23 protein-coding genes are annotated in these 26,232 nt (G+C 67.4%); 6 read left to right on the top strand and 17 right to left on the bottom strand.

Annotated features, from left to right (window positions below; genetic code table 11):
• Positions 1-135: 135 nt before the first annotated feature.
• A complete protein-coding gene (locus CA606_RS00455) occupies positions 136-1,245 on the bottom strand; it encodes an AI-2E family transporter (RefSeq protein ID WP_096052894.1) in 1,110 nt (369 codons plus the stop codon).
• Positions 1,246-1,348: 103 nt separating this feature from the next.
• Between CA606_RS00455 and CA606_RS00460 the strand changes: the two genes are divergently transcribed.
• A complete protein-coding gene (locus CA606_RS00460; protein ID WP_096052893.1) occupies positions 1,349-2,893 on the top strand; it encodes a helicase HerA-like C-terminal domain-containing protein in 1,545 nt (514 codons plus the stop codon).
• Positions 2,894-2,902: 9 nt separating this feature from the next.
• Here CA606_RS00460 and CA606_RS00465 read toward each other — a convergent pair whose 3' ends face one another.
• The 7 genes from CA606_RS00465 to CA606_RS00495 all read right to left on the bottom strand — a co-directional run bounded on the left by CA606_RS00465 (position 2,903) and on the right by CA606_RS00495 (position 10,664).
• Positions 2,903-5,311 carry a bifunctional diguanylate cyclase/phosphodiesterase gene (locus CA606_RS00465; RefSeq protein ID WP_096052892.1) on the bottom strand — a complete coding sequence of 803 codons (2,409 nt, stop codon included), beginning with the start codon at positions 5,309-5,311 and terminating at the stop codon, positions 2,903-2,905.
• Positions 5,312-5,393: 82 nt separating this feature from the next.
• Positions 5,394-6,377 (bottom strand): UDP-glucose 4-epimerase GalE, encoded by a 984-nt coding sequence (galE, locus tag CA606_RS00470; RefSeq protein ID WP_096052891.1) that lies wholly within the window; start codon positions 6,375-6,377, stop codon positions 5,394-5,396.
• 103 nt (positions 6,378-6,480) lie between these two features.
• On the bottom strand, positions 6,481-7,374 hold the full coding sequence (locus CA606_RS00475; RefSeq protein ID WP_096052890.1) for a DMT family transporter: 894 nt from the start codon (positions 7,372-7,374) through the stop codon (positions 6,481-6,483).
• On the bottom strand, positions 7,371-8,261 hold the full coding sequence (locus CA606_RS00480) for an SDR family NAD(P)-dependent oxidoreductase (RefSeq protein WP_096052889.1): 891 nt from the start codon (positions 8,259-8,261) through the stop codon (positions 7,371-7,373). The genes CA606_RS00475 and CA606_RS00480 overlap by 4 nt, the downstream gene beginning before the upstream one ends.
• Positions 8,262-8,359: 98 nt before the next feature.
• The gene (locus CA606_RS00485) at positions 8,360-8,569 is read right to left on the bottom strand and encodes a hypothetical protein (RefSeq protein ID WP_096052888.1); all 210 of its coding nucleotides are present in this window, start codon (positions 8,567-8,569) and stop codon (positions 8,360-8,362) included.
• 72 nt (positions 8,570-8,641) lie between these two features.
• On the bottom strand, positions 8,642-9,562 hold the full coding sequence (locus CA606_RS00490) for a WecB/TagA/CpsF family glycosyltransferase (RefSeq protein ID WP_181242715.1): 921 nt from the start codon (positions 9,560-9,562) through the stop codon (positions 8,642-8,644).
• A 103-nt stretch (positions 9,563-9,665) separates the two neighbouring features.
• A complete protein-coding gene (locus tag CA606_RS00495; RefSeq protein ID WP_096032149.1) occupies positions 9,666-10,664 on the bottom strand; it encodes an NADPH:quinone oxidoreductase family protein in 999 nt (332 codons plus the stop codon).
• An 89-nt stretch (positions 10,665-10,753) separates the two neighbouring features.
• Between CA606_RS00495 and CA606_RS00500 the strand changes: the two genes are divergently transcribed.
• Positions 10,754-11,632 carry an isoaspartyl peptidase/L-asparaginase family protein gene (locus CA606_RS00500; RefSeq protein ID WP_096052886.1) on the top strand — a complete coding sequence of 293 codons (879 nt, stop codon included), beginning with the start codon at positions 10,754-10,756 and terminating at the stop codon, positions 11,630-11,632.
• Positions 11,633-12,727: 1,095 nt separating this feature from the next.
• Here the strand turns inward: CA606_RS00500 and CA606_RS00505 are convergent.
• From CA606_RS00505 to CA606_RS00530, 6 genes are all read right to left on the bottom strand, one after another.
• Positions 12,728-13,312 carry a Swt1 family HEPN domain-containing protein gene (locus tag CA606_RS00505; RefSeq protein WP_181242716.1) on the bottom strand — a complete coding sequence of 195 codons (585 nt, stop codon included), beginning with the start codon at positions 13,310-13,312 and terminating at the stop codon, positions 12,728-12,730.
• Positions 13,309-14,019 carry a DUF5343 domain-containing protein gene (locus tag CA606_RS00510; RefSeq protein ID WP_181242717.1) on the bottom strand — a complete coding sequence of 237 codons (711 nt, stop codon included), beginning with the start codon at positions 14,017-14,019 and terminating at the stop codon, positions 13,309-13,311. The genes CA606_RS00505 and CA606_RS00510 overlap by 4 nt, the downstream gene beginning before the upstream one ends.
• A gap of 78 nt (positions 14,020-14,097) precedes the next feature.
• A complete protein-coding gene (locus CA606_RS00515) occupies positions 14,098-14,388 on the bottom strand; it encodes a hypothetical protein (RefSeq protein WP_096052885.1) in 291 nt (96 codons plus the stop codon).
• A 5-nt stretch (positions 14,389-14,393) separates the two neighbouring features.
• Positions 14,394-16,124, bottom strand: a complete 1,731-nt coding sequence (locus tag CA606_RS00520) for a heparinase II/III family protein (RefSeq protein WP_096052884.1) — start codon at positions 16,122-16,124, stop codon at positions 14,394-14,396.
• 9 nt (positions 16,125-16,133) lie between these two features.
• Positions 16,134-16,793, bottom strand: a complete 660-nt coding sequence (rpe, locus tag CA606_RS00525; RefSeq protein ID WP_096053930.1) for a ribulose-phosphate 3-epimerase — start codon at positions 16,791-16,793, stop codon at positions 16,134-16,136.
• 106 nt (positions 16,794-16,899) lie between these two features.
• Positions 16,900-18,189, bottom strand: coding sequence for an RsmB/NOP family class I SAM-dependent RNA methyltransferase (locus CA606_RS00530; protein WP_096052883.1), 1,290 nt, complete (start codon positions 18,187-18,189; stop codon positions 16,900-16,902).
• Positions 18,190-18,305: 116 nt separating this feature from the next.
• On the opposite strand from CA606_RS00530, the gene CA606_RS00535 reads away from it, so the two are divergent.
• Positions 18,306-18,530 (top strand): DUF1674 domain-containing protein, encoded by a 225-nt coding sequence (locus CA606_RS00535; RefSeq protein ID WP_096052882.1) that lies wholly within the window; start codon positions 18,306-18,308, stop codon positions 18,528-18,530.
• Positions 18,531-18,565: 35 nt separating this feature from the next.
• On the opposite strand, the gene CA606_RS00540 is transcribed toward CA606_RS00535, so the two are convergent.
• Positions 18,566-21,049, bottom strand: a complete 2,484-nt coding sequence (locus CA606_RS00540) for a TonB-dependent receptor (protein ID WP_181242718.1) — start codon at positions 21,047-21,049, stop codon at positions 18,566-18,568.
• A gap of 221 nt (positions 21,050-21,270) precedes the next feature.
• On the opposite strand from CA606_RS00540, the gene ggt reads away from it, so the two are divergent.
• Positions 21,271-22,968, top strand: a complete 1,698-nt coding sequence (gene ggt, locus CA606_RS00545) for a gamma-glutamyltransferase (RefSeq protein WP_096053928.1) — start codon at positions 21,271-21,273, stop codon at positions 22,966-22,968.
• A gap of 124 nt (positions 22,969-23,092) precedes the next feature.
• On the opposite strand, the gene pyrF is transcribed toward ggt, so the two are convergent.
• A complete protein-coding gene (gene pyrF / locus CA606_RS00550) occupies positions 23,093-23,794 on the bottom strand; it encodes an orotidine-5'-phosphate decarboxylase (RefSeq protein ID WP_096052881.1) in 702 nt (233 codons plus the stop codon).
• 98 nt (positions 23,795-23,892) lie between these two features.
• Between pyrF and CA606_RS00555 the strand changes: the two genes are divergently transcribed.
• Both CA606_RS00555 and CA606_RS00560 read left to right on the top strand, forming a co-directional pair.
• Positions 23,893-24,591: a MarC family protein gene (locus CA606_RS00555; protein ID WP_096052880.1), complete on the top strand. Its 699-nt coding sequence runs from the start codon at positions 23,893-23,895 to the stop codon at positions 24,589-24,591.
• 47 nt (positions 24,592-24,638) lie between these two features.
• Positions 24,639-25,904, top strand: coding sequence for a UbiH/UbiF/VisC/COQ6 family ubiquinone biosynthesis hydroxylase (locus tag CA606_RS00560; protein ID WP_096052879.1), 1,266 nt, complete (start codon positions 24,639-24,641; stop codon positions 25,902-25,904).
• 115 nt (positions 25,905-26,019) lie between these two features.
• On the opposite strand, the gene CA606_RS00565 is transcribed toward CA606_RS00560, so the two are convergent.
• Positions 26,020-26,217: a Trm112 family protein gene (locus CA606_RS00565; protein WP_096052878.1), complete on the bottom strand. Its 198-nt coding sequence runs from the start codon at positions 26,215-26,217 to the stop codon at positions 26,020-26,022.
• Between the last annotated feature and the right edge of the window lie 15 nt (positions 26,218-26,232).

Consider the following 26,232-nt stretch of genomic DNA (forward strand, 5'->3'; position numbering starts at 1 on the left):
GCCCGCTGGGGGAAGCGCGGGCGTCCTCCGCAACGATGGTCGGCGGCCTTGCCTGCCGCCATCTGCGGTGTGTCCGGGTGGGGGATCCGGACAGGTTAGAGATAGGCGCCGCAGGACGCTGTTTAAGGGGGGCGTTCATTTCTTTTGCTTGGTGGCGGACGCTGGGACCTCGGGGATGCCTTGAGGATCGCCGTCCTCGGACAAGAGGATCGCGATCCAGCGCGAGCCCTCGAACTGGGCGAGAATGACCATGGCCGCGACGGTGAGGGGGGTCGACAGGAACATTCCGGGCACGCCCCACAAAGCGCCCCAAACCGCGAGGGACAGCAGAACCACCGTCGGGTCCATGTTCAGGCTGTCGCCCTGCATGCGCGGAAGAATGACATTGCCCACGACGAAGAAGATGCCCTGAAGCGCAGCGAAGAGGATGACCGCCGGCCAGAGACTGTCAGGGAACTGGATCAGCGCGAAGATGGGCGGCATGAAGCAGCCGACCGCGCCGCCGAGGATCGGGATATACGCCGCCAGGAAGATCAGGAACGCCCAGAAGAAGGCGTTGTCCAAGCCCACCAGCATCATCACGACGAACGCCGAAACCGCGATCATCAATCCCGTGACCGTCTGGATCCAGAGGTACTGCTCGACGCCGTCGCGGATGCGCTGGAACATTTTCATGTTCGTCTCCCGCTCGGCGTGGTGCGGAAACAGGGCCACGATCTTGCGGGCGAAGCCGCGGCGCGAGGCCAGGATGAAGCCCAGATAGATCAGGACCAGGACGGCGCTGGTGGCGAAGCTGTTGAAGGATTGGGCCACATCGCCGAAGTAGCGCTGCGGGTTCCATTGCTTGACCAGGTCGCCGATGGTCGGCGCCACCGAGAGTTCGAGGCCCGGCGCCAGACGCGCCACCGTCGGCGTGAACTTGGCGATGATCGCGTTGAGGCTGTCGATGTATTGCGAGGAGTGATCGAAGAACTCCTTGCCATTGTCGACGACGATCCAGATCGAGACGCCGAACAGCAGGAGCAAAAGCACGATTGCGGTCGGCGAGGCCAGCCTGCGGGGAAAGCGCGGCGTCCGTTCGGTAAGCACACGGGCGAAGCTGTCGATCATCAAGGCGAGGAAAACCGCCAGCGCCAGGGGCGTCAGGATGTCCTGCATCCACTTCAGGGTCGCCGCGCCCGCGATCACGGCGAGGAAGACCATGGCGTTGCGCGTCGTCACCGACGGCGGGGCGGGAGCCGGCATTTGTAAAATTTCTCCAGATACGCGGTCGAGAGTGCCCGCCCCGATTGGCGCGGCGCAAGGCCCCGTTTAGGGTCGAATGCGCATCGATGTAAGGAGTTTGCCCATGCCGTTGTCCATCGGCGAGAACGAGATCCTGGTCGGACTTGGCGAAGGCCCGGTCACGCAGCGGCTCGATCGCTCGAACCGGCACGGCGTCGTCGCGGGCGCCACGGGCACGGGCAAGACCGTGACCTTGCAGGTGCTGGCGCAGGCGTTCTCGGAGGCCGGCGTTCCGGTGTTCGCAGCCGATGTGAAGGGTGATCTTTCGGGCCTCGCCATGCCCGGAACCCCCAACGAAAAGATGCTGGCCCGCGCCGCTTCGATGGACTTCGTCCTGGCGCCAGCCGCGCCGCCGGTGATCTTCTGGGACCTGTTTGGCCAAAAGGGACACCCGATCCGCACGACCATCTCGGAAATGGGACCGCTCCTGCTGTCTCAGTTGCTCGAGTTGAACGACGTGCAGGAAGGCGTGCTGACCATCGCGTTCCACGTCGCTGACAAGGACGGACTGCTGCTGCTGGATCTGAAGGATCTGCAGGCCGCGCTGAAGTATGTCGCCGACAACGCCGACGAGATCGGGACCCAGTACGGCAATGTCGCGCCGGCGACGATCGGCGCCATCCAGCGCAAGCTGCTGACGCTGCAGACCCAGGGCGCCGAGTACTTCTTCGGCGAGCCTGCGCTTGATCTGTCGGACCTGATGCGGACCGACGTGGCGGGGCGCGGCTATGTGAACCTGCTGGCCGCAGACCGCCTGATCCAGTCGCCCAAGCTCTACTCGACCTTCCTGCTCTGGCTGCTTTCGGAATTGTTCGAGGTCCTGCCCGAGGTCGGCGATCCGGAGAAGCCAAGGCTGGTGTTCTTCTTCGACGAAGCGCACCTGCTGTTCAACGACGCCCCCAAGCCGCTGCTGGAGAAGATCGAGCAGGTGGTGCGGCTGATCCGTTCGAAGGGTGTTGGGATCTATTTCGTCACCCAAAATCCGGCGGATATTCCCGACGCCGTGCTGGGCCAGCTCGGCGCACGCGTCCAACATGCCCTGCGCGCTTACACGCCCGCCGATCAGAAGGGCTTGAAGGCGGCGGCGCAGTCTTTCCGCGTCAATCCCGGCTTCGACACGGCTGAAACCATCCAGGCGCTAGGCGTGGGCGAAGCGCTGGTGTCTACGCTTGACGAGAAGGGCGCGCCCCGGATCGTCCAGAAGACTCTGATCCGCCCGCCAGCCTCTCGTCTTGGCCCGCTCACGCCCCAAGAGCGCGCGGCGCTGCAGGCTCAAAGCCCGGTGGCGGGGGTCTATGACACCGCCGAAGACCGCGACTCCGCCTATGAAATTCTGCAAGGGCGCGCCGCAGAGGCGCAGCGCGAGGCCGCAGCCGATCGTGAAGAGGCCGAAGCCGATCAGCGCGCCGCCGCCGAGGCCAAGGTGCGGGAGCGGGAGGTCGCCCGCGAAGCGCGCGAGAGCCGCCCTCGCGCCTCGGGCCGCCAGACCATGGTTGAGGCCTTCGCGGTCACCCTGGTTCGCACGGTCGCCTCGCAGGCGGGGCGCGAGCTGATGCGCGGGCTTCTGGGCGGCCTCAGCGGCGGGGTGAGCCGTCGCCGTCGTCGCTGATCGGATGGTCTAGGCCGAGCGCCTGGTTCTGCGTTTCGGGCTGATCTCGACCGGCGGGTTCGCCATGGTCCATGCCGTCAAGGAGTCGACGGGCGCCGGCCGCCCGATCGCATAGCCTTGCAGTTCAGCGCAGTCCTCTCCTCTCAGGAACAGAATCTGTTCCTCGGTCTCGACACCCTCGGCGACAACCGGGATCTCAAGGCTGCGGCCCAGGCCCAGCACCGCGCGAACAATGGCGGTGGCGCGGTCATGGCGATGGATGTTCTCGACGAAACTCTTGTCGATCTTGATCTTGTCGAACGGGAACGACTGCAGCGTCGACAGCGACGAGAAGCCGGTGCCGAAGTCGTCCATCGCAATCCGCACACCGAGCGCCTTCAACCGACGAAGATTGTCCAGCGCGCGCTGATAGTCCTTGAAGAGCGCGGTCTCGGTGATCTCCAGCTCCAGGCGCGAGGGCGACAGGCCCGTCGTGATCAGCACCTCGTGCACCAGGCTGGGCAGGGCGGGATTGTGCAGTTGGATCGGCGAGAGATTGACCGCAATGCGCAGCGGCTTCTCCCAGTCGGCCGCATCGGCGCAGGCGCGACGCAGGACCCAGTCGCCCAGCGCCTCGATCAGACCGTTCTCCTCCGCCACGGGGATGAAGTCGAGTGGGGGGATCATGCCGCGCGTCGGATGGCGCCATCGAACGAGCGCCTCGAAGCCGCACACCTCGCCATCGGCGGCCCGGGCCAGGGGCTGATAGTGGACGACCAGTTCGTTGTCGGCGATGCCCTGGCGAAGATCGCGCGCCAGATTGCGGCGCTCACGGATCGTGTCGTCCATCTCGCGCTTGAAGAAGCGATAGGCGCCGCGACCGCTTTCCTTGGCGCGGTAGAGGGCCATGTCCGCGTTGGCCATCAGGGCCTCGGTGGTCCTGCCATCGTCGGGATAGAGGCTCACGCCGAGGCTCGACCCTGACGCCAGTTCCTGGCCGTCGACCGCGACGGGCGCTGCGAGCAGTTCAAGCAATCGACCCGCGAGCTCGGCGGCGGCGGTCGGCTGATCGCCGCCGGCGATCTGCACGACAATGAACTCGTCGCCGCCGAGACGGGCGGCGAAGGACGGCGCATGCACGGCCGCTTGCAGTCGACGAGCCGTTTCGACCAGCAAGGCGTCACCCGCCAGATGGCCGTGCTGGTCGTTAGCCTCCTTGAAGTGGTCCAAGTCGACGCAAATGACCGCCAAGCTTTCACCGGAGGCCTCGACCCGATCAATCGCCACGGCCAGGCGCATCTGCAGCGAGTTTCGGTTGGGCAGACCGGTGAGGCCGTCATGCTCGGCCAGGTAACGGATCTTCTCTTCGGCGGCCCGACGTTCGCGCAGGTCGCGCACGGCCAGCACCGTGAGACCCGAGGTCTCGGCTCGGGCGCCGTCGTCCATAAGGCGCGAGAAGACTTCGACCGGGATTTCGCGTCCGCCGATCACGGGCCGCAGGTGGCCCTCGCGCCGCACGTCATCGCGATTGGGGCCCGCTTCGTCGAACGTCAGCATCTCGCCAAAGAGGGGCCGTCCGACCAGCTCCGCCAGCGGCGCGCCGGCCAGCTCGCAGAAGGCGGCGTTGGCGTCGTTGATGCGGCCCGATTGGACGACCACGAGGCCTTCATAGGCGGCGTTGGCGAGACGACGGATGCGTTCGAGCGCCGAACGCGAGGTCTGGGATTCGATCGCGACGGCGCCAAGGCCGCCCAGGATGATCATGCTGGTGATCGAGCCCACGGCCAGGGTCAACATGCCGCCGGACAGCAGCTGGTCAGGGACCACTACGGCGGCGTCCGGCAGGATCGTGATCGCCGACATGCCGGTGAAGTGCAGGAGCACGATGCCCAGGCACAGTAGGCCCCCACCAATCGCCTGGCGACGAATCGTCCGCGCCGTTCCCGCCACGACCAGGGCGGCGGTGGCCCCGCAGACGCCAAGAATCGCTGAAAGACCAACGGTCGCATGTTCCCAGACCAGCTGGCCCTGGGTCACGAAAGCCGACATGCCCATATAGTGCATGGCGGCTACGCCAAGACCGATCAGCACTCCGCCGGCGAAATCGTTCGTGGTGCTGCGTTGCGCTGAGGCCACCGCGAAGCCGCTGGCCATCAAGAGCGCCGCGATCATCAGCGACATCAGAGTGCCGGTCGGGCTGTAGCCCGTCTTGAGCCCCGGCGTGAAAGCGACCATCGCGATGAAGTGGGTGGCCCAGACGCTGGAGCCCGCGACGAGACCGGTTAACAGCAGCCATGCGGCCCGAACGACGCCGCGCGCGCCGCGCATCCGCGAGTAGAGACGAAACGTCGTGAAGCAACCCGCCAGGCAAACGACGCCGGCGACGATCACAAGTCGCAGGTCATGCTGCGTCGTCAGGCAGGTCAGAAACTTGAACACGCAACGCCCCCAAGGGTCACTTACCTTTAGGGCTACCGGAAGAGTTACGAATAAACCCTTTCTGAGTTTCCCGGCGAGGCGCTCAATATCCGAGTTCGGAGCGTTTGCGGTGCCATCGCCAGGCGCTGTCGAGAATGGTGTCGAGGTCTCGCGAGGGCTTCCACCCCAACTGTGTCCTCGCCTTGGCGTGGTCGCCGACCAGGACGGGAGCGTCTCCCGGCCGGCGCGGCGCGACCTCGAACGGCAGGGTGCGACCGATCGCCCTTCCCACGCCGTCGACCAGCTCCCGAACTGTCGTCCCGGTTCCGGTCCCGAGATTGTAGCTCTCCGACGATCCCCCCGCGAGAAGGCGCTTGAGGGCCGCGACGTGAGCGTCCGCCAAGTCGAGGACGTGGACATAGTCCCGCACGGCGGTGCCATCACGCGTGTCGTAGTCGTCGCCAAAGATCGTGAAATGCCGCCTCTGGCCCAGCGCCACCTGGATCGCCAGGGGAATGGCGTGGGTTTCAGGCTCGTGCCATTCGCCGATGCGGCCCTGTGGATCGGCGCCGGCGGCGTTGAAATATCGCATCACCGCGCTTCTGAAGCCGACATATCGATCGTAGTCGGCCAGGGCCTGCTCGACCATCAGCTTGCTGCGGCCATAGGGATTGAGCGGCGCCTGAGGGTGCGCCTCGTTCATCGGCAGATGGACTGGATCGCCAAAAGTCGCGCAGGTCGAGGAGAACACCAGAGCGTTCACGCCAGCGCGCCGGGCCGCCTCGATCAGCGTGATCGCGCCTCCGACATTGTTGTCGAAGAAAGCCCCAGGGTTCTTGACGGACTCGCCGACCTCGATGCGGGCGGCGAAGTGCAGGACGGCCACCGGCGCATGGGCGGCGAACACTGCGTCCAGGCGCGCGGCGTCACGGATATCGCCCACCTCCAGAGGACCCCACTGGACATGCTCGCGATGGCCGTTCGACAGGTCGTCAAACACGACGGGGCGAAAGCCGGCCTCGGCCAAGGCCAGACAGCAGTGCGAGCCGACATAGCCAGCGCCGCCAGTCACCAGAACGGTCTGCATCCAGGTCCCTCAAAGCCACGCGTCATCGCTAGCGGCTTTGACGCGCCGGCGGAAGGACGCACCGTGTTTCCGCCCCGATGACCTTGCGACAGCGGCGCCGCCTTCAGGGCGACTTTTTCGCCGCGAGCTTGGCGAGTTGGTGCTCGCGCCATGAGATGAACAGCGTGGAGCCGACCACGATCACTGCGCCGACCACCGTCGCGGTCCGCGGGATCTCATTGAACAGCAGAAGGCCAACAATCACCGCGAACACCAGTCGCGTGTAGTCGATCGGCGCCATGACGGCCGCTTCCCCCGCCTCCATACCCTTGATGTAGGCCCCTTGGGTCAATGTGCCGATGACACCCATGGCGGCCAGCAGTCCAAGGTCGGGCCAGGTCGGCCAGCGCCACACAAAAAGGGCGGGCGGTATCGAGAAAACCAGGCCCAGCACCGCCGCATAGACCAACAGCACGAACGGGCTGTGGTCGCGGGTCATGACCTTCATGCCCGTGATCGTCAGGGCGAACAGGAACGCCGCGCCCAAGGCACAGAGTTGCGGCCAGCCAAGCCAGGCTTCGACTCCTCCGGCCCCGGGCCGCAACATGATCAGCACGCCAACAAAGCCCACCAGCGCCGCGCCGATCCGGCGTGGCCCGATCGGCTCGCGCAGCACAAGACCCGCCAGCGGCACCAGCCACAGCGTCCGCGTGAACGACAAGGCGTTGGCGTCCGCCAGCGGAAGCTTCTGATAGGCGTAAAAGCTCATGATCAGCGCCAGCACGCCGGCGCTGGATCGAAAGATCACGATGCCAGGGCGCGTCGTGCGGAAGGCGCCGCGCCAGTCTCTGGCGATCAGCGGCAGCAGGACGAGGACGCCCGCCAGCTGCCGGTAGAAGGTTTGCAGGGCCGCCGGATAGTCCGAGCCCAGGAACTTGATCAGGGTCGTCATCACCGTGAAGCCGACCGCAGAGGCCAGCATCCACAGCGCGCCGCGCAGATTGGGACTGAGCGTCACCCGGTCGCGCCAGCCGTCAGCAACTGGGCCCGCATCTGCTCGGCCTGCTCAGGCGTGATGCCCATGGCCGCCAGGATTGGTGACGGCGTATTGACGTCCCAGGCGCTGCGCGGACCGACGGTGATGCCGCCGTCGACCACGATGTGCGTGCCGGTCACGAACCGCGAGTCGTCGCTGGCGAGATAGAGCGCCGCAGCGGCGATGTCCTCGGGCAGGCCCGACTTGGGGATCGGCTGGATCTTTGGGCCGATCGACTCGATCTGGGCGGCCATCTGGTCGGCGACCTCGCGCGGCAGGCCCATCGAGGCGCCGAAGATCGAGGTGGCGATCAGACCCGGGCAGATGGCGTTGACCCGGATCTTCTGCGGCGACAGTTCGGCTGCGGCGCAACGGCTCATGTGGATCACGGCCGCCTTGGCCGAGGAATAGGCCAGCGGACCAAAGCCCGCCTGCAGCCCGGCGATCGAGGCGGTGTTGATGATCGAGCCGCCGCCGCGTTTTTGCATCAGCGGCAGAGCGTGCGTCATGCCCATGGCTGGCCCGCGCACCAGGAGGGCGAAGGTCTTGTCCCAGGCCTCGGCGCTCAGTTCGGACACGCCCGCCGGCGTGCCGCCGTGACCGGCGTTGTTGAAGAGGATGTCCAGGCCCCCGAAGCTGCTCTCGGCCAGGGCCATGGTCTTGGCCAGATCGTCATCGAAGGTGACGTCACAGCGCGAGAAGCGGACCGTGTCGGGGAAGCGCTGCTCCAGCATGCGCCCCTTCTCGTCCTGCAGGTCGGCGGCGACCACGCAGGCGCCCTCGGCGACGAACAGCTCGACCGTTCCAAGCCCGATGCCCGAGCAGCCACCGGTGATGACGGCCACCTTGCCGTCCAGACGTCCGACCATCGTACTTCCCTCCGCGTCCCGACCTCACGCGGGTCAGTGATCAATGATCATATTCGCGGAGCAAGCCGGGATTGGCTAGGGGCTTCGCGGCTCTGGGCTCAGCTTTTGAGCGCTTCCGGGGCGGGGCGTCGGACGAGGGGTTGCAGGCGTCGCCCCAGGTGGTTGGCGGCCAGCCAGAGCAGGCAAGGCGTCAGCAGCACAGCCCAGGCCAGGCCCAAGCCCACGAGGCCCAAGGCGGCCACGCCGCGATGGGCCAGGCTGGAGCGCTCCTTGGCCTCCAGCGTCATGACACGGATATCCAGGCCCATCAGACTTCAAGCCCCCTGAAGTTCAACAGCATGACGTTCCCGCCGCGAACGGCGCCCACTGGAGCGGTCATGTTAGCGCGCCGCCTCGTTGCGAGCGCGGATCTGCTCCCAGCGCGCGTTTTCCGCGGCGCGGGACTCGCTCGTCTCGACACGCCGGGACAGCGCCCGGGCCACGTCGCCGACGGCCGGGCCGATCAGCGACCAGGGCTCTATGCAGTAGCGAGAGAAGAGGCGTTGGGGATCCGACATCAGGCGGAACAGCCATTCCATGCCCAGCGGGCCCATCCAGCGCGGCGCGGCCTTCTGGACGCCGGCCTCGTAGTCGAAAGCGCCGCCCACGGTGAAACTCGCCGCCGGGCCGTAGGCCTTGTGGTTTTCCAGCGTCCAGATCTCCTGGCGCGGCATGCCCATGCCCACCAGCACGATGTCCGGGGCGTAGTCGCGGATCTTCGCCACGACCGCCTCGTTCTCGGCCGAGCCCGGGGTCACGTCGAAATAGCCGTGATGGGTCTCGATGCGCGCGTTCGGCCAGTCCTGGCGGATGCGCTCGACGGCCTTTTCGCCCACGCCCGGCGCGCCGCCGACGAAGAAGACCTTCCAGGCCTTCTCGCTGGCCAGGGCCCAGAAGGCGTCGCGCCAGTCCAGATAGGTGCAGCGATGGAAGCGGCGGCTGGCGCGGCCCACCAAGCGCGCCCAGAAGATCAGCGGCACCGAGTCGACCTCGACCAGGTCGGCGGCCTTGTAGAAGTCGCCGATCCGGTGGTCCTTGCCGATCAGGTATAGGCTGTGGAGGTTGTGGTTGGCGACGATGGCGCTCTGGCCCGCCTCCAGCTTGCCGGTGACGAAGTGGAAGACCTCCTCGGGGCGCACCAGATCCATGGTCCCGCCCAGCACGCGCACGCGCTCCTCGGGACGCCGCGACAGCCGGTAAGGGCGGCGCGGGGCGGCCGGCGCGGCCTCGTTGAGGCCGCTCTGCTCCTGGGGAACGAACATCTCCGCAGAGTCTCCTAGTCTTGGAGACATTCTGCGGAGATATCCTGTTTCCTTCGCTAAAAAGGATACTTAGCGGGATTTAACCACGTCTTCGACATCCCCTTCAGTCGACGGTGATGACCACCTTGCCCATCGCCTTGCGGCTGGAAAGGTGCGCGATCGCCTCGCCGGCGCGGGCCAGCGGGAAGCGCTCAGAGACGTACGGACGGATCTTGCCGGCGGCGTAGAGATCCATCAGTTCCTTCAGGTTCTGGGCGTGGCCCTTGGGGTCGCGCGCCACCGCCGCGCCCCAGAACACGCCGACGATGTCGCACGACTTCAGCAGCGTCAGGTTCAGCGGAATCTTCGGGATGCCCGACGGGAAGCCGATCACCAGGAAGCGGCCGTTCCAGCCCGCCGCGCGGATGGTGGCCTCCGAATAGTCGCCGCCGACCGCGTCATAGGCCACGTCCCAGCCGTCCCGGCCGCAGGCGCCCTTGATCAGGTTGGCCAGTTCCTTCTGGCCGTCCTTGTCGAACGGGCCGCGCGGATAGACGACGCCGCTGTCGGCGCCGTGCTTGATGGCCAGGTCGATCTTCTCCTGGCTGGAGGCCGCAGCGATCACCTTGGCGCCCATGGCCTTGCCCAGCTCCACGGCCGCCAGGCCCACGCCCCCGGCCGCGCCCAGCACCAGCAGGGTCTCGCCGGCCTTCAGCACGCCGCGCTCTTTCAGCGCGTAGTACGAGGTGCCGTAGGTCAGGACGAAGGCGGCCGCCTCGTCGAAGGGCATGTTGTCGGGGATATGGGTGCAGCGGCCCTCTTCCAGGGCCAGCTTCTCGGCGTAGCCGCCCCAGCCGGTCGAGGCCAGCACGCGGTCGCCGACCTTGAAGCGGGTCACGCCCTCGCCGACCGCCGAGATCACGCCCGACACCTCGCCGCCCGGGGCGAACGGACGGGTCGGCTTGAACTGGTACTTGTCCTCGATGATCAGGACGTCGGGATAGTTGACCCCGCAGGCCTTGACGTCGATCAGCACCTGGCCTGCGCCGGCGACGGGATCGGGCAGCTCCTCCAGCACCAGGGTCTCGGGACCGCCGACTTCCTTGCTGAGCACTGCCTTCATGATCGCCTCTCCCCAAATCTTTTCGCTAAAAGGACGTTCTTCGCTAAGAGCCCGGACGCTAGCGCGGGACGCCGAGCCAAGGAAGCAGAATGTCAAACAAACGTTTTAGTCTCGCCCTGCACGGCGGCGCCGGGGCCAAGCGCGGCCGCGACTACGGCGTCGAGATCGCCCACATGCGCGGCCTCGTCGAAGCCGCCCGCGATCGCCTGGCCGCCGGCGCCAACGCCCTGGACGTGGCGGTCGAGACCGTGGTCGGCCTCGAGGCCAGCGGCCTCTACATCGCCGGCAAGGGCGCCTCGCCCAACGCCGACGGCGAGTACGAGCTCGACGCCAGCCTGATGGACGGCCCGACCCTGCGCGCCGGCTCGGTCGCCGCCCTGCAGGGCTTCAAGAGCCCGATCCTGGTCGCCCGGGCGGTGATGGAGCACACCCCCCACGTCATGCTGGCCGGCCAGGGCGCCATCGCCTTCGCCCGCGACCAGGGCCTGGAGACGGTCGAGGACCCCGACGCCTGGTTCACCCGCGCCGGCGCCTTCGAGGACAACCATCCGCCAGATGCCTTGCCCACCGGCACCGTCGGCTGCGTGGTCCGCGACGGCGAAGGGCGCCTGGCCGCCGCCACCTCCACCGCCGGGGTGTTCGGCAAGCGGCCCGGCCGGGTGGGCGACAGCCCCATCATCGGCGCCGGGGCCTGGGCCGACGGCCACGCTGCGGTCTCCTGCACCGGCCAGGGCGAATACTTCATCCGCGCCGCCGTCGCCGCCCAGATCGCCCACCGCGTCCGCTTCGGCGGCCAGGCGCTGGACGCCGCCGCCCAGGCGGCTATCGACAGCGTCGCGGCGCTGGGCGGTCACGGCGGACTGATCGCGGTGGATCGCGACGGAAACATCGCCATGCCCTTCGTCTCCAGCGGCCTGAAACGCGCCGCCCTGATGCCGGACGGAACCATCGTCAGCGCGGCGTTCTAGAAATCCTCCCTTCCCCTTGATGGGGAAGGGTCGGGGATGGGGTGATCAATCCTCCCCCCCAGCGGGGGAGGTGTCCGCGCAGCGGACGGAGGGGGAAGTCCTGCTGACCTTGCCCTTTCCCCCTCCGTCGCCTCTTCGAGCCGACACCTCCCCCGCTGGGGGGAGGATTTGGGGCGTGCGTCCGCCGCTTCACGCGATCGCTCGCTGAAGTTCATGGGGAGGCGACGGAGCGGCCGGGCGAACCCGGAGACCGTGAGTGTTGTTTTGCGTTTCGGCTCGACTGTCCGCTCCGCCAGGTTGTTCTTGTCCGTGAGGAAGGGGGGCGTGAGCGTCTTTCAGCTCGGGACCCCAAGAGCCCCCGGACGGGCGCGGACCAACTGGAGCGGCTACACCCGTGTCCAGCCCGACGATCCACGATAGGCGGCTTGTACGATCACCGCCCTGTCGCTCCGCGCTCGGCTAACGTCCCGGCCTTCGTGTGGTCCCGGATCTATCCACGAACAGACCACCACCCGAACCGAGAGCGCGCCCACGCGGCCCCGCTCAACCTAGCCCCGCCGCCGTATTGGGCCGGATCCATACGCCCTCCCCCGCGACGGGGATGAGTTCAGTATGGGGCGGTGCTGAGCGCGGATCATTCAGCGAGGTGTAGAATCGACAAGTGATTGATTTCGTGGGGCTCGATTCCGCGAACGCCGAGGATAGAGCGCGCTGAATCCCCGTGCTCACCCTCTCTCTATGAGAGAGGGGGTCTTCAGCCCGATCACCCAACGGCGTCATCCCGGAAGCCTCGCAGAGGCTATCCGGGACCCAGGGGCGGCGCGCACCGTGCTTCGTCACCCCCTGGGTCCCGGCTCTACGCTGCGCTTCGGCCGGGATGACACGTGTTTTTTGGCTGCTCTCTCGCCCGCGAGCCGAGCCCCCCCTCCCATCTCACGGCGCGACGGTCGCTGGCCCGTTCGGGTTCCTCAAGGACGACGCTCCGCATCGCCGCTGCGCGGCCGCCCGGCGGGCGGTCCTTGACCAACCCGGCCGGCCCAGCACGCTACTGCCTCCAAGCGATTTAAGGTGGGCTCTCGCTATGGGCGTTCGCTTTTAACCTTGGCCAGACAGAAGTCGGGTCCAATCTCTAACGCTGAGTTTGAGGCGCTCAACTTCATCAGGAGCGAGTACTCCACAGTGAGCAATCGGCCCTCTCAACGTATTTAGAGTCGCCATAACTCTTCCAACGGCTTTCACGCTTGTGAGAACGCCGCCAAATGCGTCCCAATTCTCCCGTATGATGTCCCCAAGGTGTCCAAATGTCGTGTAATCTAGAGGGTCATCTGAGCGGAGTTGAAACCCAAAGTCTCTTTCGCGATTTCTATTCGATTCGACGTCTCTGCGTACAGGTTCTGGAACGCAATTATCCCACCAGTTTTTATCTTTTATGGATAAAGTATCTCTAACTAAACTTCGAATATCGTTTTCGAGAAGATAAAAAAGGACATACCATTTTGCCATAAAGGCTGCCTGGTCGCGATCCTTTTGCTCAAAATGCTTTATCAGTGGGTTGAGTTCGTCTCCTGAATTTCCAGGATTCAATGTTTTATCTGACGGAGTTATTGGATTAACATTTCTAATGTCAGAGTTTACAACGGCGCAGTTGTAAAGGAATAGCCGTATATCATTCTCGCTCATTGTAAAAGGCTCTCTCTAAGAGCCTTAAATATAGAGTGATATACATTGATATCTGTGGTTTCTGGCAGGACAATGTTTATTTGATTTGAAAGTCCAATGCTGAACCCGCCTTTTTGGATCGCTGGTGCGGGTGGCGTGAAGTGTTTCTGATCTGCCTTGGGTGTTTCTGACTCTGGGGTGCCTTCAGGACCTATGGCCGCATCTTTCGCATACTCCCTAAATACGTCGTATGTATTTGTAATTGCTCTAAATATCGGATCAGTACGAGTGAGGCCGGTTATCTCGACGAAGAGGTCGTCGACTTCAGATCGATTAAGTTTGTGGGCGTAACGATTTTTCCTAAATAGCTCAGGCCATCCTGATTTCAGCGCTTCAAACGCGGCTTGAGAGCGTTTCGAATCCGATTGGAATTGCGCATAACGTTCGGTTGGAGTGCCATCTGATGTTAGTAGCCCAGTTCTCTTCAGCAGAGGAACAATAGGTCGCGCGGAGCCTCCGCTGGCCCCGAGAACGGTACTTAGAAAGTCAGTGTCAAAATGCGGGGGGCGCTCAGATATCAGCAGTCGAGCCACTGCTTTTTTCAAAACTCCTGGTGCCTGAGTGTACGGAAAGCCTCCAGGGATCTCACGCCGATCCTTGGTTGCCTCCGGTTGAGTTGCTTCCGGTGCTTCAGCGACAGGCTTTTCAGCGACAGGCTTTCTCGCCATCTAGTCCCCCATATAGCTCAACTTAGCTTTGCGCTAATTGGAAGCAACTACAAGGTGCGCGCAGTTTCGGCTTCGTGCCTACCGGGCTGTCTCCATCCGCTCCCTAACCGCCCGAAACACCATCGCCATCTCGACATGCGTGTGCACGAACCCGTGCTCGAACAGGTACGTTAGCATCCGGTCGTAGACGTCGTCATAGTCCGCCATCGCCACGCTGCCCGGCGTCCGCGCCTCGCGCTCCAGCATGGCCAGCAGGTCCGGCTCGTCGGCGCTCAGCGCGGCGATCACTTCCGAAATCTCGTCGTCGGTGTATTCCGGCGCCTGGTGCGTGCGGCCAGGATCCTGGGGGCGAGGGCGGGAAAAACCCATGTCGCCTAGCCCTCGGCCTTGGTCAGTTTCCAGCGGATCTTGGCCCCAACCTCGGGGCGGACCTGGCTTTTCAGCACGATCTGGCCGGCCTTGCGGGCCAGGCCGTGGTCGAAGTGGGCGCTGGGGGCGATCTCGACGTCGACGGCGTCGTTGCGCAGCCACCAGCCGATATTGTTGGGCCCCCGGATCAGCACGCTCTTGCCGTCGCGGGCGATCGAGGCGCGGGCCTCGGGGTGCAGGTGGAAGCGCACGGCGAAGGGCAGGTAGCGGCGCGGGCCTTCCGCGGCCTTGGGGTCGAGGGCCAGGGGCGAGAGGCTGTCTTCGCCACGCAGCTCGTCATGCACCGCGTCCAGGAACAGGCGACGAGCGTGCGTCAGGCCCAGATGCCGCCAGCCGTCGTGGACGATGTCCAGCCAGACGCCGCCGACGTCGTCGTGGCGCTTGGCCTCGACCTTGACCGCGCCGTCGACCAGCCAGGGCCCCAGGGCCTTGGCCCGGAAGCCCGATAGCGGCCGGCCGGCCGAGCCCTCGCCGACGCTGACGGTCGAGGCCGCGTCCGACAGTCGAAAGGCGTGGGCGCCGGCGGCCTCGGGGCTCCAGCCGCAGCTGGTGATCAGGCGGTCCTTGGCGCAGACGATCTCCAGCGCCGCCGGCTGGGCGCAGGCGTTGACGCTCAGGGGGCCTGCCGGGGGCGTACCGCAGTCGGCGATCACCTCGAGGCTGCCGCCGATCATCTTGTGATAGCCGCTGTGCGGCGCGGCGTTCAGGCTGCGCGGGCCGGCGTCGTCATGGGCGAGCGCCGCGGCGATCCGCGCCGGGCCGACGGTCTCGCCGCCGTGAAAGGCCGCCAGATGTCCGTCGCCCAGGGTGAAGAACCGCGTGGCGCTGGACAGCCGGTCGATGGCCCGTGACAGGGCCTCGGGGCTGGGGCGGCCGCGCTGGCCCAGGGCGTCGTCGAGGGTCAAGAGGTCGAACAGGAGCTCGACCCCGGCCTCGGGGCTGCGGGTGGCGTGGCCGCCGTCACCCAGCACCATGGCGTCCAGCCGGGGGACCAGGACCTTCAGGGCCTTGTCGATCAGCTGCTCGCCCGGCTTGCCGGCCAGGACGCAACCGGCCAGCCCCGCAGCGGCGGCGCGCTCCAGGGCGCGTTCGGGGCTGCGCTTGATCTCCAGAAGGTGACGGCCCTGGCGGGCGAGATCGAAGATCAGGTCGGCGACCTCGGCGTCGCTGGCCTCGGCGGCCAGGCTCTTGGCGGCGCAGGCCAGGTGATGGACGCGCCGCTCGATGCACTCGGCGCTCCAGGAAAAGGCGTTCCACTTGCTGAACACCCGCCGCCAGTCGTCGATCAGGCGCAGCGCGCGGCGGGCGCCGTTCGGGCCGGCGGCGACCAGGTCGGGCAGCCAGTCGAAGCGGTGCAGGCTGACGGCGAAGCGGCGCGAGGGGCTGGCGGTGTCGAACGGATCGCCGTCCGGGCCCAGCCGCAGCGAACCGCCGTCCAAGGCCAGGGTCCCGGCCAGGATCTTCTGGCCATGGGCGACATCGACGGGACGCGGATCGTGAGGGCGGGCCGACAGGCCTTCTGGCCGGGGCAGGGCGATCTTCAGGCGATGGGGCCCAGAGCCGAACCACTCGCGCTCAACATGCCTGGCGGACTCGGCGCGGATCGCCTTCCACAGCACGCCGCCCCGCGGAAGCGCGGGGAGGGCGAGGCCGAGGACGGGGGGCTTGCCGGCCATCGCGATCCGTCAGCCGCCCTTCAGCGCGCGGATGTTGTCGGCGTAGGCGGCGGGGCCGCCCTTGAACACCGCCGAGCCGGCGACGAGGGCGGTGGCCCCGGCGGCCACGCACTGCGGGGCCGTGACCGGGGTGACCCCGCCGTCGACCTCGATGATGATGTCCAGGCCCGCCTTGTCGACCAGCTTGCGCAGGGCCTCGACCTTGCGCAGCTGGCCCGGAATGAAGCTCTGGCCGCCGAAGCCCGGGTTCACCGACATGACCAGCAGAAGGTCGACGTCCTCGAGGATCCACTCGATGTGGTCGATCCCGGTCGAGGGATTGAACACCACGCCTGCCTTGGCGCCCAGCTCACGGATGCGCTTCAGGGACCGATGCAGGTGCGGGCCGGCCTCGGGGTGGATGCTGATGATGTCGGCCCCGGCGGCGCGGAAGGCCTCCAGATACGGATCGGCCGGGCTGATCATCAGGTGCACGTCGAACGGGATCTTGGCGTGCGGCCGGATGGCTTTGACGATGTCGGGGCCTAGGGTGATGTTGGGCACGAAGTGGCCGTCCATCACATCGACGTGCACCCAGTCGGCGCCGGCCGCCTCGATGGCGGCGACTTCCTCTCCGAGCTTGGCGAAGTCGGAGGCGAGGATGGAGGGGGCGATGATCGGCGCGGTCATGAACCTGGGATAGCGGGCCAAACCCCTTCTGTCATCCCGGGCGAAGACCCGGGACCACAGGAAATGCTCAAGCTTGCCGCGATCCCGGCTTTCGCCGGGAAGACAGTCAGACCTTACGAAACCGCGCAGCGAAGAAGCCGTCCTGGCCGTCGTCGCGGTGGTGCGGCAAGAGGCGCAGGGTCCCGCGCGGAGTGAGGCTGGCCTCGGGGAAGCCGGCCGACGGCGCCTCGGCGGCGGTGATCGGCTCCAGCACGACATCCTTGCGGCGGGCCAGGAACGCCTCGACCTGGGCTTCGCCCTCTTCGGGCTCCAGCGAGCAGACGCAGTAGACGAGGCGTGCGCCGGGCTTCAGGCGATCAGCGGCGGCGTCGAGGATGCGGGCCTGCACGCCGGCGAGGCTGGCCACGTCGCCGGGCCGCGCGGCCCACAGCACGTCGGGGTGGCGGCGGAAGGTGCCGGTGGCGCTGCACGGGGCGTCCAGCAGGATGGCGTCGAAGGTCCGCGCATCGTCCCAGGCGCCGGCGTCGGCGGCGACGACCTCGGCGGAGAGGCCGGTGCGGGTCAGGTTCTCCGACAGCCGCTTGAGGCGCGCGGCCGAGCGGTCGAGCGCCACGACCTGCGCGCCCGCAGCGGCCAGCTGCAGGGTCTTGCCGCCCGGCGCAGCGCAGAGATCGAGCACGCTCGCGCCCGGCTGAACGTCCAGCAGGCGGGCGGGCACGGCGGCGGCGGCGTCCTGCACCCACCAGGTCCCGTCCTCGAAACCCGGCCAGGCGGCCACGTCGCCCTTGCGGCGCAGACGCAGGGTCCCGCCGGGCAGGACCTCAGCCTCCAGAGCTTCGATCAGCGGCGCAAGGTCGGCGTCGGGCTTGGCCGACAGGTCGGTGGCGGGCTCGATGGCGATCTGGCCGGCGATCTGGCGGGCGGTGGCCTCGCCGAACGCCGACACCCAGCGCGCATAGAGCCACGGCGGCGCCAGGAGGCTGGGATCATCGGCCGGCGGCGCATCGCGCAGCAGGCCGCGCAGCACGGCGTTGACCAGGCCCTTGAACGGGCGGCTGGTCTTGTTGGCGCCCGCCAGCTCCACCGAGGTGGCCACAGCGGCGAAGGCGGGCACTTCCAGATAGAAGGCCTGCGCGGCGCCCAGGCGCAGCAGATGCATCACCCGATCCGGCGGGGCCTTCTGCAGGCGCGCCGTCAGGGCGCGGTCGATCGGGCCAAGGTGGCGCAGCACGGCCATGGCCAGGGCCCGGGCGAACGCGCGCTCGCGCGGCTCCAGGAAACGGAAGCCGTTGGCCGACGCGGCTTCGTCGAGGCCGCCGCGCCGCGACAGGGCGGCGTCAATCAGGGTAAGCGCGGCTTCCCGGGCGGGGAGGCCGTCGTTGAGTTCTTGAGTCACCGCCCCGCCGTGCCTCGGGACGCGCCCGGACGCAAGTCTATTGTCGCCACACCGGGTGTGCGTGAACGATTGTCGGCGGCCAGGATCGCTCTATATCGACGAGGCAAGGAGCCGCCATGACCGACACCCCGACCCCAGAGACGGACGCCGCCCCCGAGGTTCCCGGCGCCGCGCCCGGCAAGACCCTGACCCCCGCCGCGCGCCGCGCGCTGGAGGAAGCCGCCGCCCGCCGCGCCGCCGAGGCTGCCATGTCCCTGCCGCCGGAAGAGGGCGGCCGAGACGGCCCCGAACCCACGCGCTTCGGCGACTGGGAAAAGAAGGGCGTCGCCGTCGACTTCTGAGCGACAAGCGGCGACACCGGCGCACGGGGCCTTAGCTAGAACGACGCCCGCAGGGTGACGCCCCAGGTGCGCGGGTCGCCCGGCTGACCGGCGATCAGGCCGGTGTTGCTGGGGCCCACGGCCAGCTGCTCGAAATAGTTCTCGTCGAAGGCGTTGCGGACCCAGCCATAGAGATTGAAGCCCTCGGGCGTGCGGAAGCCGGCCCGGAAGTTGGCGATCGTGTAGCTGTCGACCCAGGTGTAGGCCGAGGGCGAGGGGTTGGACGAGAACTTGCTGCGGTAGCTGCCGTCATAGCCGACATAGAACTCGCCGGTCTTGCCCAGGAAATCGCCCGGAACATTGGCCTCGGCCCCCAAGGCCACGCTCCACTTCGAGACGCCGGGCAGCCGCTGACCCGAGACGTCGCAGTTGGCGGGGCTGAGCGCGCCCGCCACCCCGGCCGGACCCGGAACCTGCGTCCCCGTCGCCACCGTGCCGCCCGACAGCTCCGGCGGGCACGGCGCGTCGACGAAGCGCACATACTTGGCGTCGGTGTAGGCGGCGTTCAGATAGGTCGAGAAGCGGGCATTGGGCCGATAGGCCGAGTCCAGCTCCACTCCCTGGGTGCGCACCTTGCCGGCGTTGGCCAGATAGCCGCGTAGCACGCCCAGCTGACCGTTGGTCACCGTGGCTTGGTAGTTCTTGATGTCGCTGCGGAACACCGCAAGGTTGGCCGTCAGGGTGCGGTCCAGCCACTGGGTCTTCAGGCCGCCCTCGAAGTGGTTGATGTCCTCGGGCTTGATCGCGCCCGCCGCTTCGATCGGCTTGCCCGCCGCGTCGGTCGGCAGGCCGTTCTGGTTGATGCCGCCGGTCTTGAAGCTCTTGGCGTAGGTGGCGTAGGCCAGCACGTCGCGGTTCAGCTGGTAACTGGCCGACAGGTCGTAGGTGAAGTTCCAGTCGTCGAAGCTGGGGGCGCTGACCTGCGGGGTGTAGACCGCCAGCTGGGCCGCGCGGCGCGCGCCGGTGTCGGTGAGCAGAACCGGCACGCCCTGGCCGTCGACCACCCTGCGCTCATAGAAGCCCGACTTCTCGTCGTAGTTCAGGCGCGCGCCCGGCGTCAGGGTGAAGGCGTCGGTGACCTTCCAGCTCAGCTGGCCGAACACCGCAAAGCTCGTGCTCTTCAGCCACTGGGTGTTGAGCGCCGTCAGGCCCGCCAGGACGGTGGGGTCGTTGGACAGGACATTGCTGGGGGTGATGTTCCAGCGGCTGGCGCTGACGCCCTGCTGCTCGGTGCCTTGCGTGTCGATGCGCTGGTGGAAGGCGAAGGCGCCGACTACCAGGTCATGGGCGTCCCATGAGCGGTTGAACCGCAGTTCCTGGCTGTACTGGTCCTGCTGCGAGGGGTTCTGCGACTTGGCTACGATCGACAGGCCCAGGAAATCGCGGTCGTTCTGCGGCTTCCAGTCCCAGAAGCGCCAGGCCGTGACCGAGGTCAGGGTCCCGCCCGCGAGGTTCCAGACCACCTTGGCCGAGGCGCCGCCGACCTTGTTGCCGGCGTTGAGCTCGGCGTCGACGTCGGTGACGCGGTCGAAGGGGTTGGTGCTGGGGACCGCATAGCCCAGGGCGGACGTCAAAGCCGCGTACTGGCGGTTCAACGCCCGCTGGGTGGCGCCGGTGCGCACATAGATCTGGGCGAAGCCCTCGGGGTCCTGGCGGCTGTAGTCGGCGGCCAGGGTCACGGCCAGGTCTTCGCTCGGCTTGAACAGCAGTTGACCGCGCAGGCCCAGATTGTCCTGCTCGTTGATGTAGCGGCGGCTGGTGACGTTGTAGATCGTGCCGCGCCGATGGGTGCTGGACACCGCCAGACGCGCGGCGAGCTTGTCGTTCAGCGGTCCCGAAATCGCGGCCTTGGCCTGCTTGTAGTCCAGATTGCCCAGCGAGACCTCGGCGTTGGCCTCGAAGTCGAAGGTCGGTTGGCGGGTGGTGATGTTGATCGCGCCGGCGGTCGTGTTCTTGCCGTACAGCGTGCCCTGCGGACCGCGCAGCACCTCGATGCGGTCGACATCGAGAAAGTCGAAGGTCGCGGTGGCGACCCGCGAATTATAGACGTCGTCGACATAGATGCCGACGCCCTGCTCGAAGCCGTCGCTGGTCAGGCCGAACGGCACGCCCAGGCCCCGGATATTCACCGCCGTGTTGCGGGGGTTGGACGAGTAGAACTGCAGGGTCGGCGTCAGTTGCTGCAGGCGGCCGACATTGAACGATCCCGTTCCATCCAGGCGGTCGCCCCCGACCACCGACACTGCCAGCGGCACCGACTGCACGGTCTCGGACCGGCGACGAGCGGTGACCGTCAGGGCCTCCACCGTCGCGCCGGCCACGTTCGAGCCGTCGGATTGGGCGCCGTCTGGCGCGGTCGATGCGGCGACGACGACCGTCGTGTCCTCGCTCACACCTGCATAAGCGCCGCTGGCGCCGCCGCAGAGTAGCGCTGCGAGCAGCAGCGCCTTGGTCGCGTCGTTACGCTGGGTGAAAGACATGTCCGATCCCCTCGGTTGAAGTCTGGGAAAACCGATACCGCTATAATCCTACAGGAATAATGGGATTTAACTGGGGCGGCCGTTAGCTATTCTCTTAACCTCGTCGACCATCCGCCTTTCCCGTGTCTCGCGCGCGCCACAAGCTTGCCTGCGGATCGTCAAGACCGTTGCTCGCACGCGCCCATCCGCTAGCGTGGACGGACGAAATCCTGGAGGCCGCCTTGCGCCTGTTTGCTCACCTCGCCGCTGCGCTGTCGGCGGCGCTTCTGCTGGTCGCGCCGAGCGTCGAGGCTGCGCCCAGGTCGTCCGCCGCGGCGATGCGGGCGCTGGAGGCGGGCGCCGTGGCCGCCCCGGATCGCTACGGCGCGCTGGCGGCGCAGGAGGTCCTCAAGGCCGGTGGCAATGCGGTCGATGCGGCGGTGGCCACTGGTTTCGCCCTGGCCGTCACCTATCCCGAAGCCGGCAATCTGGGCGGCGGCGGGTTCATGACCGTCTATATGGACGGCAAGCCCTATTTCCTCGATTACCGCGAGACCGCGCCGGCGGCGGCCAGGGCCGACATGTATCTGGGTCCCGATGGCGAGCCGGTCGAGGGCCTGTCGCTGTACGGCGGTCTGGCGGCGGGCGTGCCCGGCACGGTGCGGGGCCTGGCCATGGCCCACCAGCGCTTTGGCAAGCTGCCCTGGGCGCGGGTGCTGGCGCCGGCCATCCGCTACGCCCGCGACGGCTTCGTCGTCGATGCCCATCTGGCGGGCGTGCTGGCCGACGAGCCGCCGGCGGAATTCGCCAAGGCCAACTTTCGGAGTTACTTCCCGGCGCACAAGGCCGGAACGCTGTTCAAGCAGCCCGAGCTGGCCGCCACCCTGGAGCGGATCGCCCGGGACGGCGACAAGGCCTTCTATACGGGCCAGACCGCCGACCTGATCGTCGCCCAGATGGCGCGGGGCCCGGTGAAGGGCCTGATCACCAAGGCCGACCTTTCGGCCTACAAGGCGGCCTGGCGGACGCCGCTGGTCGCTCAGTGGCGCGGCTATGAGGTGATCACCGCCCCGCCGCCCAGCTCGGGCGGGATCGCCCTGATGCAGCTTCTGCTGATGAAACAGGACCTGGCGCCGATGTTCCAAGGGGTGGCCCTGAACGATCCGCAGTATGTCCACCTGTTGGCCGAGATCGAAAAGCGCGTCTACGCCGACCGGGCCGAGTATCTGGGTGATCCGGACTTCGTGAAGGTTCCGGTCTCCAACCTGATCGACCCAGCCTATGTGGCGCGGCGCGCTAAAGAGGTCGATCCCGACAAGCCTTCGGCGACCAAGGCCGTGCGGCCGGGTCTGGAGAAACACCAGACCACCCACTATTCGATCGTCGACAAGTGGGGAAACGCCGTCTCCAACACCTACACCCTGAACGGCTCGTTCGGCTCGGGCGTGGTGGTCGAGGGCGCGGGCTTCATCCTCAACAACGAGATGGACGACTTTTCGGCCAAGCCCGGCGCGCCCAACATGTTCGGCGTGGTCGGCGGGGCGGCCAACGCCATCGCGCCCGGCAAGCGACCCTTGTCCTCGATGACCCCGACGATCCTGACGAAAGACGGCCGGGTGGCCATGGTGATCGGCACGCCCGGCGGCTCGCGGATCTTCGCCTGGGTCTTCCAGGTGCTGGCCAATGTCTATGACCATGGTCTGAGCCTGAAGGCCGCCCAGGCTGCGCCGCGCTTCCACCACCAGCTGTTGCCGCAGAACGTGATCTTCTATGAACGCTCGGGCCCGCCCTCGGCTGACCTGAGGGCGGCGCTGGAGGCGCGGGGCTATAGCTGGACCGAAAGCTTCAGCGGCGATGTCGAGGCGATCCAGGTGCTGGACCGCACGCCGGTTCCTGAGCCGGACCCCCGCGCGCGGGGTGTGGGGTTGGTGGTGAAGTGATCGCCCTTCCCCCTTGATGGGGGAAGGGTTGGGGATGGGGGTGATGCCGCCTTTGACGTCGCGCGGCATTGACCGCCGCAGTCACCCCACCCCTGCCCCTCCCCATCGAGGGGAGGGGTAGAGATCAAACCCCCGCCATCTCCGCCACCACCTTCAGCGCCGCCTCGTGCGGGTCGTTGGCTGCGGTGATCGGTCGGCCGCAGACCAGGTGGGTGGCGCCGGCGCGGAGCGCATCTGCGGGCGTCGCAGCGCGGGCCTGGTCGTTCTTGGCCGACCATTCGGGACGCACGCCCGGGGTGACGATCAGGAAGTCGGGCTGGCCCGCCGCGTTGGCGATCTCGCGGGCGAGCGCTGCTTCATGCGGGGAAGAGACGATGCCGTCGACGCCGCAGGTCAGGGCCTGGCGCACGCGGCGCTCGACCAGGTCGCGGGCGTTGAAGGCGTAGCCCATCTCCTCAAGGTCGGCGTCGGTCAGGCTGGTCAGCACGGTCACGGCCAGGATCTTCAACGACGAGTCGCCGCGCGCCGCGACGGCGGCCTTCATCACCTGCGGCTCGGCGTGGACGGTCAGGAGGTCGCAGCCGCTGGTCGCCAGCACCCGGGCCGAGCGCTCGACGGTCGCGCCGATGTCGTGCAGCTTCCAGTCGAGGAAGATCGACTTGCCCGAGGCCTTCAGGTCATGGGCCAGGCCCATGCCGTCGCTGGCCAGCAGCTCCAGGCCGATCTTGTAGAAGCTGACCGCGTCGCCCAGGCGCTCGACCATGGCGCGGGCGTCGTCGACGGTGGGCAGGTCGAGCGGCACGATCAGGCGCGGGTCAGCGGTCATGGGAGTCCCCGATGTTTTGGTCGCAAGGGTTGGCGCGCGCGACGGTCGGCCCTAGGAAAGGACAAGCTTAGGCGCGATCTGAAAGGTAAGGACGTCGAATGACCGAGGCCAATCTTGCCGTCAACTTCTTCGTCGCCCTGTTCGCCCTGATCGACCCGATCGGCAACGTGCCGCTGTTCGCCGCCGCCACCCTGGGCGCGGCCGCCGCCGGACGCCGGATGGTGGCCGTCTATATCGGCCTGTTCATGGCCGCCTTCCTGGTCTTCTTCTATTTCACGGGCGTGGGCCTGCTGGCGTTTTTCGGCATCTCGATGCCGGCCTTCCGGATCGCCGGCGGCATCATCCTGTTCATTCTCGGTTTGGACATGGTGCGCGACGACTTCACCACAATGTTCGCCGACGCGGCCGAGGGCATTGAGGGCCAGACGCCGCGCGCCTACGCCAAGCAGCGGTTCGAGCGCCTGATCGTGCCGTTCGCCATGCCGTTGCTGATCGGGCCAGGCTCGATCTCGACCGTGATCATCTACGCCGCCGAGGCCAAGGACTTCGGCGCGGCGGGCATGGGCATCGGGGTCGGGGTGATCGCCGCCGTGTCGCTGGTGACCGTACTGACCTTCTGGGCCTCGCCGCTGATCAGCAAGCTCCTGGGCCGCATCGGCATGAGCATCGTCGTCCGCGTGCTGGGCCTGATCCTCTGCGCCCTGGCGGTGCAGTTCGTCCTGGTCGGGGTGGCCGACGCCACGCGCGGCCTGATCAAGAACGACGCTAAGGCGCCCTACGCCGAGAGCCATAAGTAGGGACCCGGCTCTGGACAGCGGCGCGCGGCGGGGCCCATATCCCCGCCATGCGCGCCCCCAACGCCCCTTCGCATGACGCTGATGTGATCATCGCCGGCGCCGGCATGGCCGGCTCCACCCTGGCCCTGGCTCTGGCCTCGGGCGGCCTGCGGCCGCTGCTGGTCGATCCCCAGCCCTTCGAGGCCCAGCTGGCCCCGACCTTCGATGGTCGCAGCTCGGCGATCGCCTATTCCTCGTTCCGCCAGTGGCGGGCGATCGGCGCGGGCCAGGCGCTGGAGCCGCACGCCCAGCGCATCGAGCAGATCCTGGTCACCGACGGCCGCACGCCCGGCGCGGCGGCCCGCAAGCCGCTGCCGGCCTTCCTGCGCTTCGACTCCAGCGAGATCTCCGGGCGCATCGAAGGCGAGCCGCTGGGCTATCTCGTCGAGAACCGCCAGATCCGCGCCGCCCTCTCCAAGGCGGTGATCGACAAGAAAATCCCCGTCATCGCGCCGATGGCCGCCAAGGCCCTGTCGGTCGAGCCTGGCGCCGCCAAGCTGACCCTGTCGGACGGCCGCGTGCTGACAGCCCCGCTGGCGGTCAGCGCCGAGGGGCGCGGCTCGTCGTTGCGCCGCGCGGCGGGCATCGGCGACATCGGCTGGAGCTATGGCCAGAGCGGCGTGGTCTGCACCGTCAAGCTGGAGCGCCCGCACGAGGGCGTGGCCCACGAATATTTCCTGCCCAGCGGCCCCTTCGCCATCCTGCCGCTGACCGACAATCGCGCCAGCCTCGTCTGGACCGAGAGCACCGCGCGCGGCGAGGCCCTGCGTCAGGCCAGCCCCGAGGCCTTCCACGCCCACCTGACGCGCCGGTTCGGCGACTTCCTGGGCGGGGTGACGATCGAGGGGCCGATCTTCGTCTATCCGCTGTCGCTGTCGCTGGCCGAGCGCATGGTCGCCCCGCGCCTGGCTTTGATCGGCGACGCCGCCCACGGCGTGCACCCGATCGCCGGCCAGGGGCTGAATCTGGGCCTCAAGGACGCCGCGGCGCTCGCCGAAGTGCTGGTCGAGGCGGTTCGCCACGGCGAGGACATCGGGGCCGAGGCCGTGCTGGAGCGCTACGCCCGCTGGCGGCGGTTCGACACCGTGACCAACGCTCTGGCCTTCGACGCCTTCGTGCGGATCTTCTCGAACGACAATCCGCTGCTGCGGCTGGCGCGCGGCGCGGGCCTGGCGGTGGTCAACCAGATCGCCCCGGCGCGCCGCTTCTTCATGCACGAGGCCGGCGGCGGGGTGGGCGATCTGCCAAAGCTGTTGCGGGGGCAAGCGCTGTAAAATCCTCTCCCTCTGGGAGAGGTGTCGGCGTAGCCGACGGAGAGGGGAGAGGCAGGTTCCGTAGAGCTTCCCCCTCCGGTCGCTGCGCGACCCCCTCCCCCGTCAGGGGGAGGATTTAAGCTTCCAGCTCCCGCGCCTCTTCGGGCAGCATGATCGGCACGCCGTCGCGGATCGGATAGGCCAGCTTGGCCGCGCGGCTGATCAGTTCGCCCTTGGCGCGGTCATACTCCAGCGGGCCGCGGGTCACGGGGCACACCAGCACTTCCAGGAGGCGCGGATCGACGTCGATGATGGGGGCGGAAGCTTCGGTCATGGGGTCTGTCTACTG

It is taken from the genome of Caulobacter vibrioides (genome assembly GCF_002310375.3).
GTDB classification, from domain to species: Bacteria; Pseudomonadota; Alphaproteobacteria; order Caulobacterales; family Caulobacteraceae; genus Caulobacter; species Caulobacter vibrioides_D.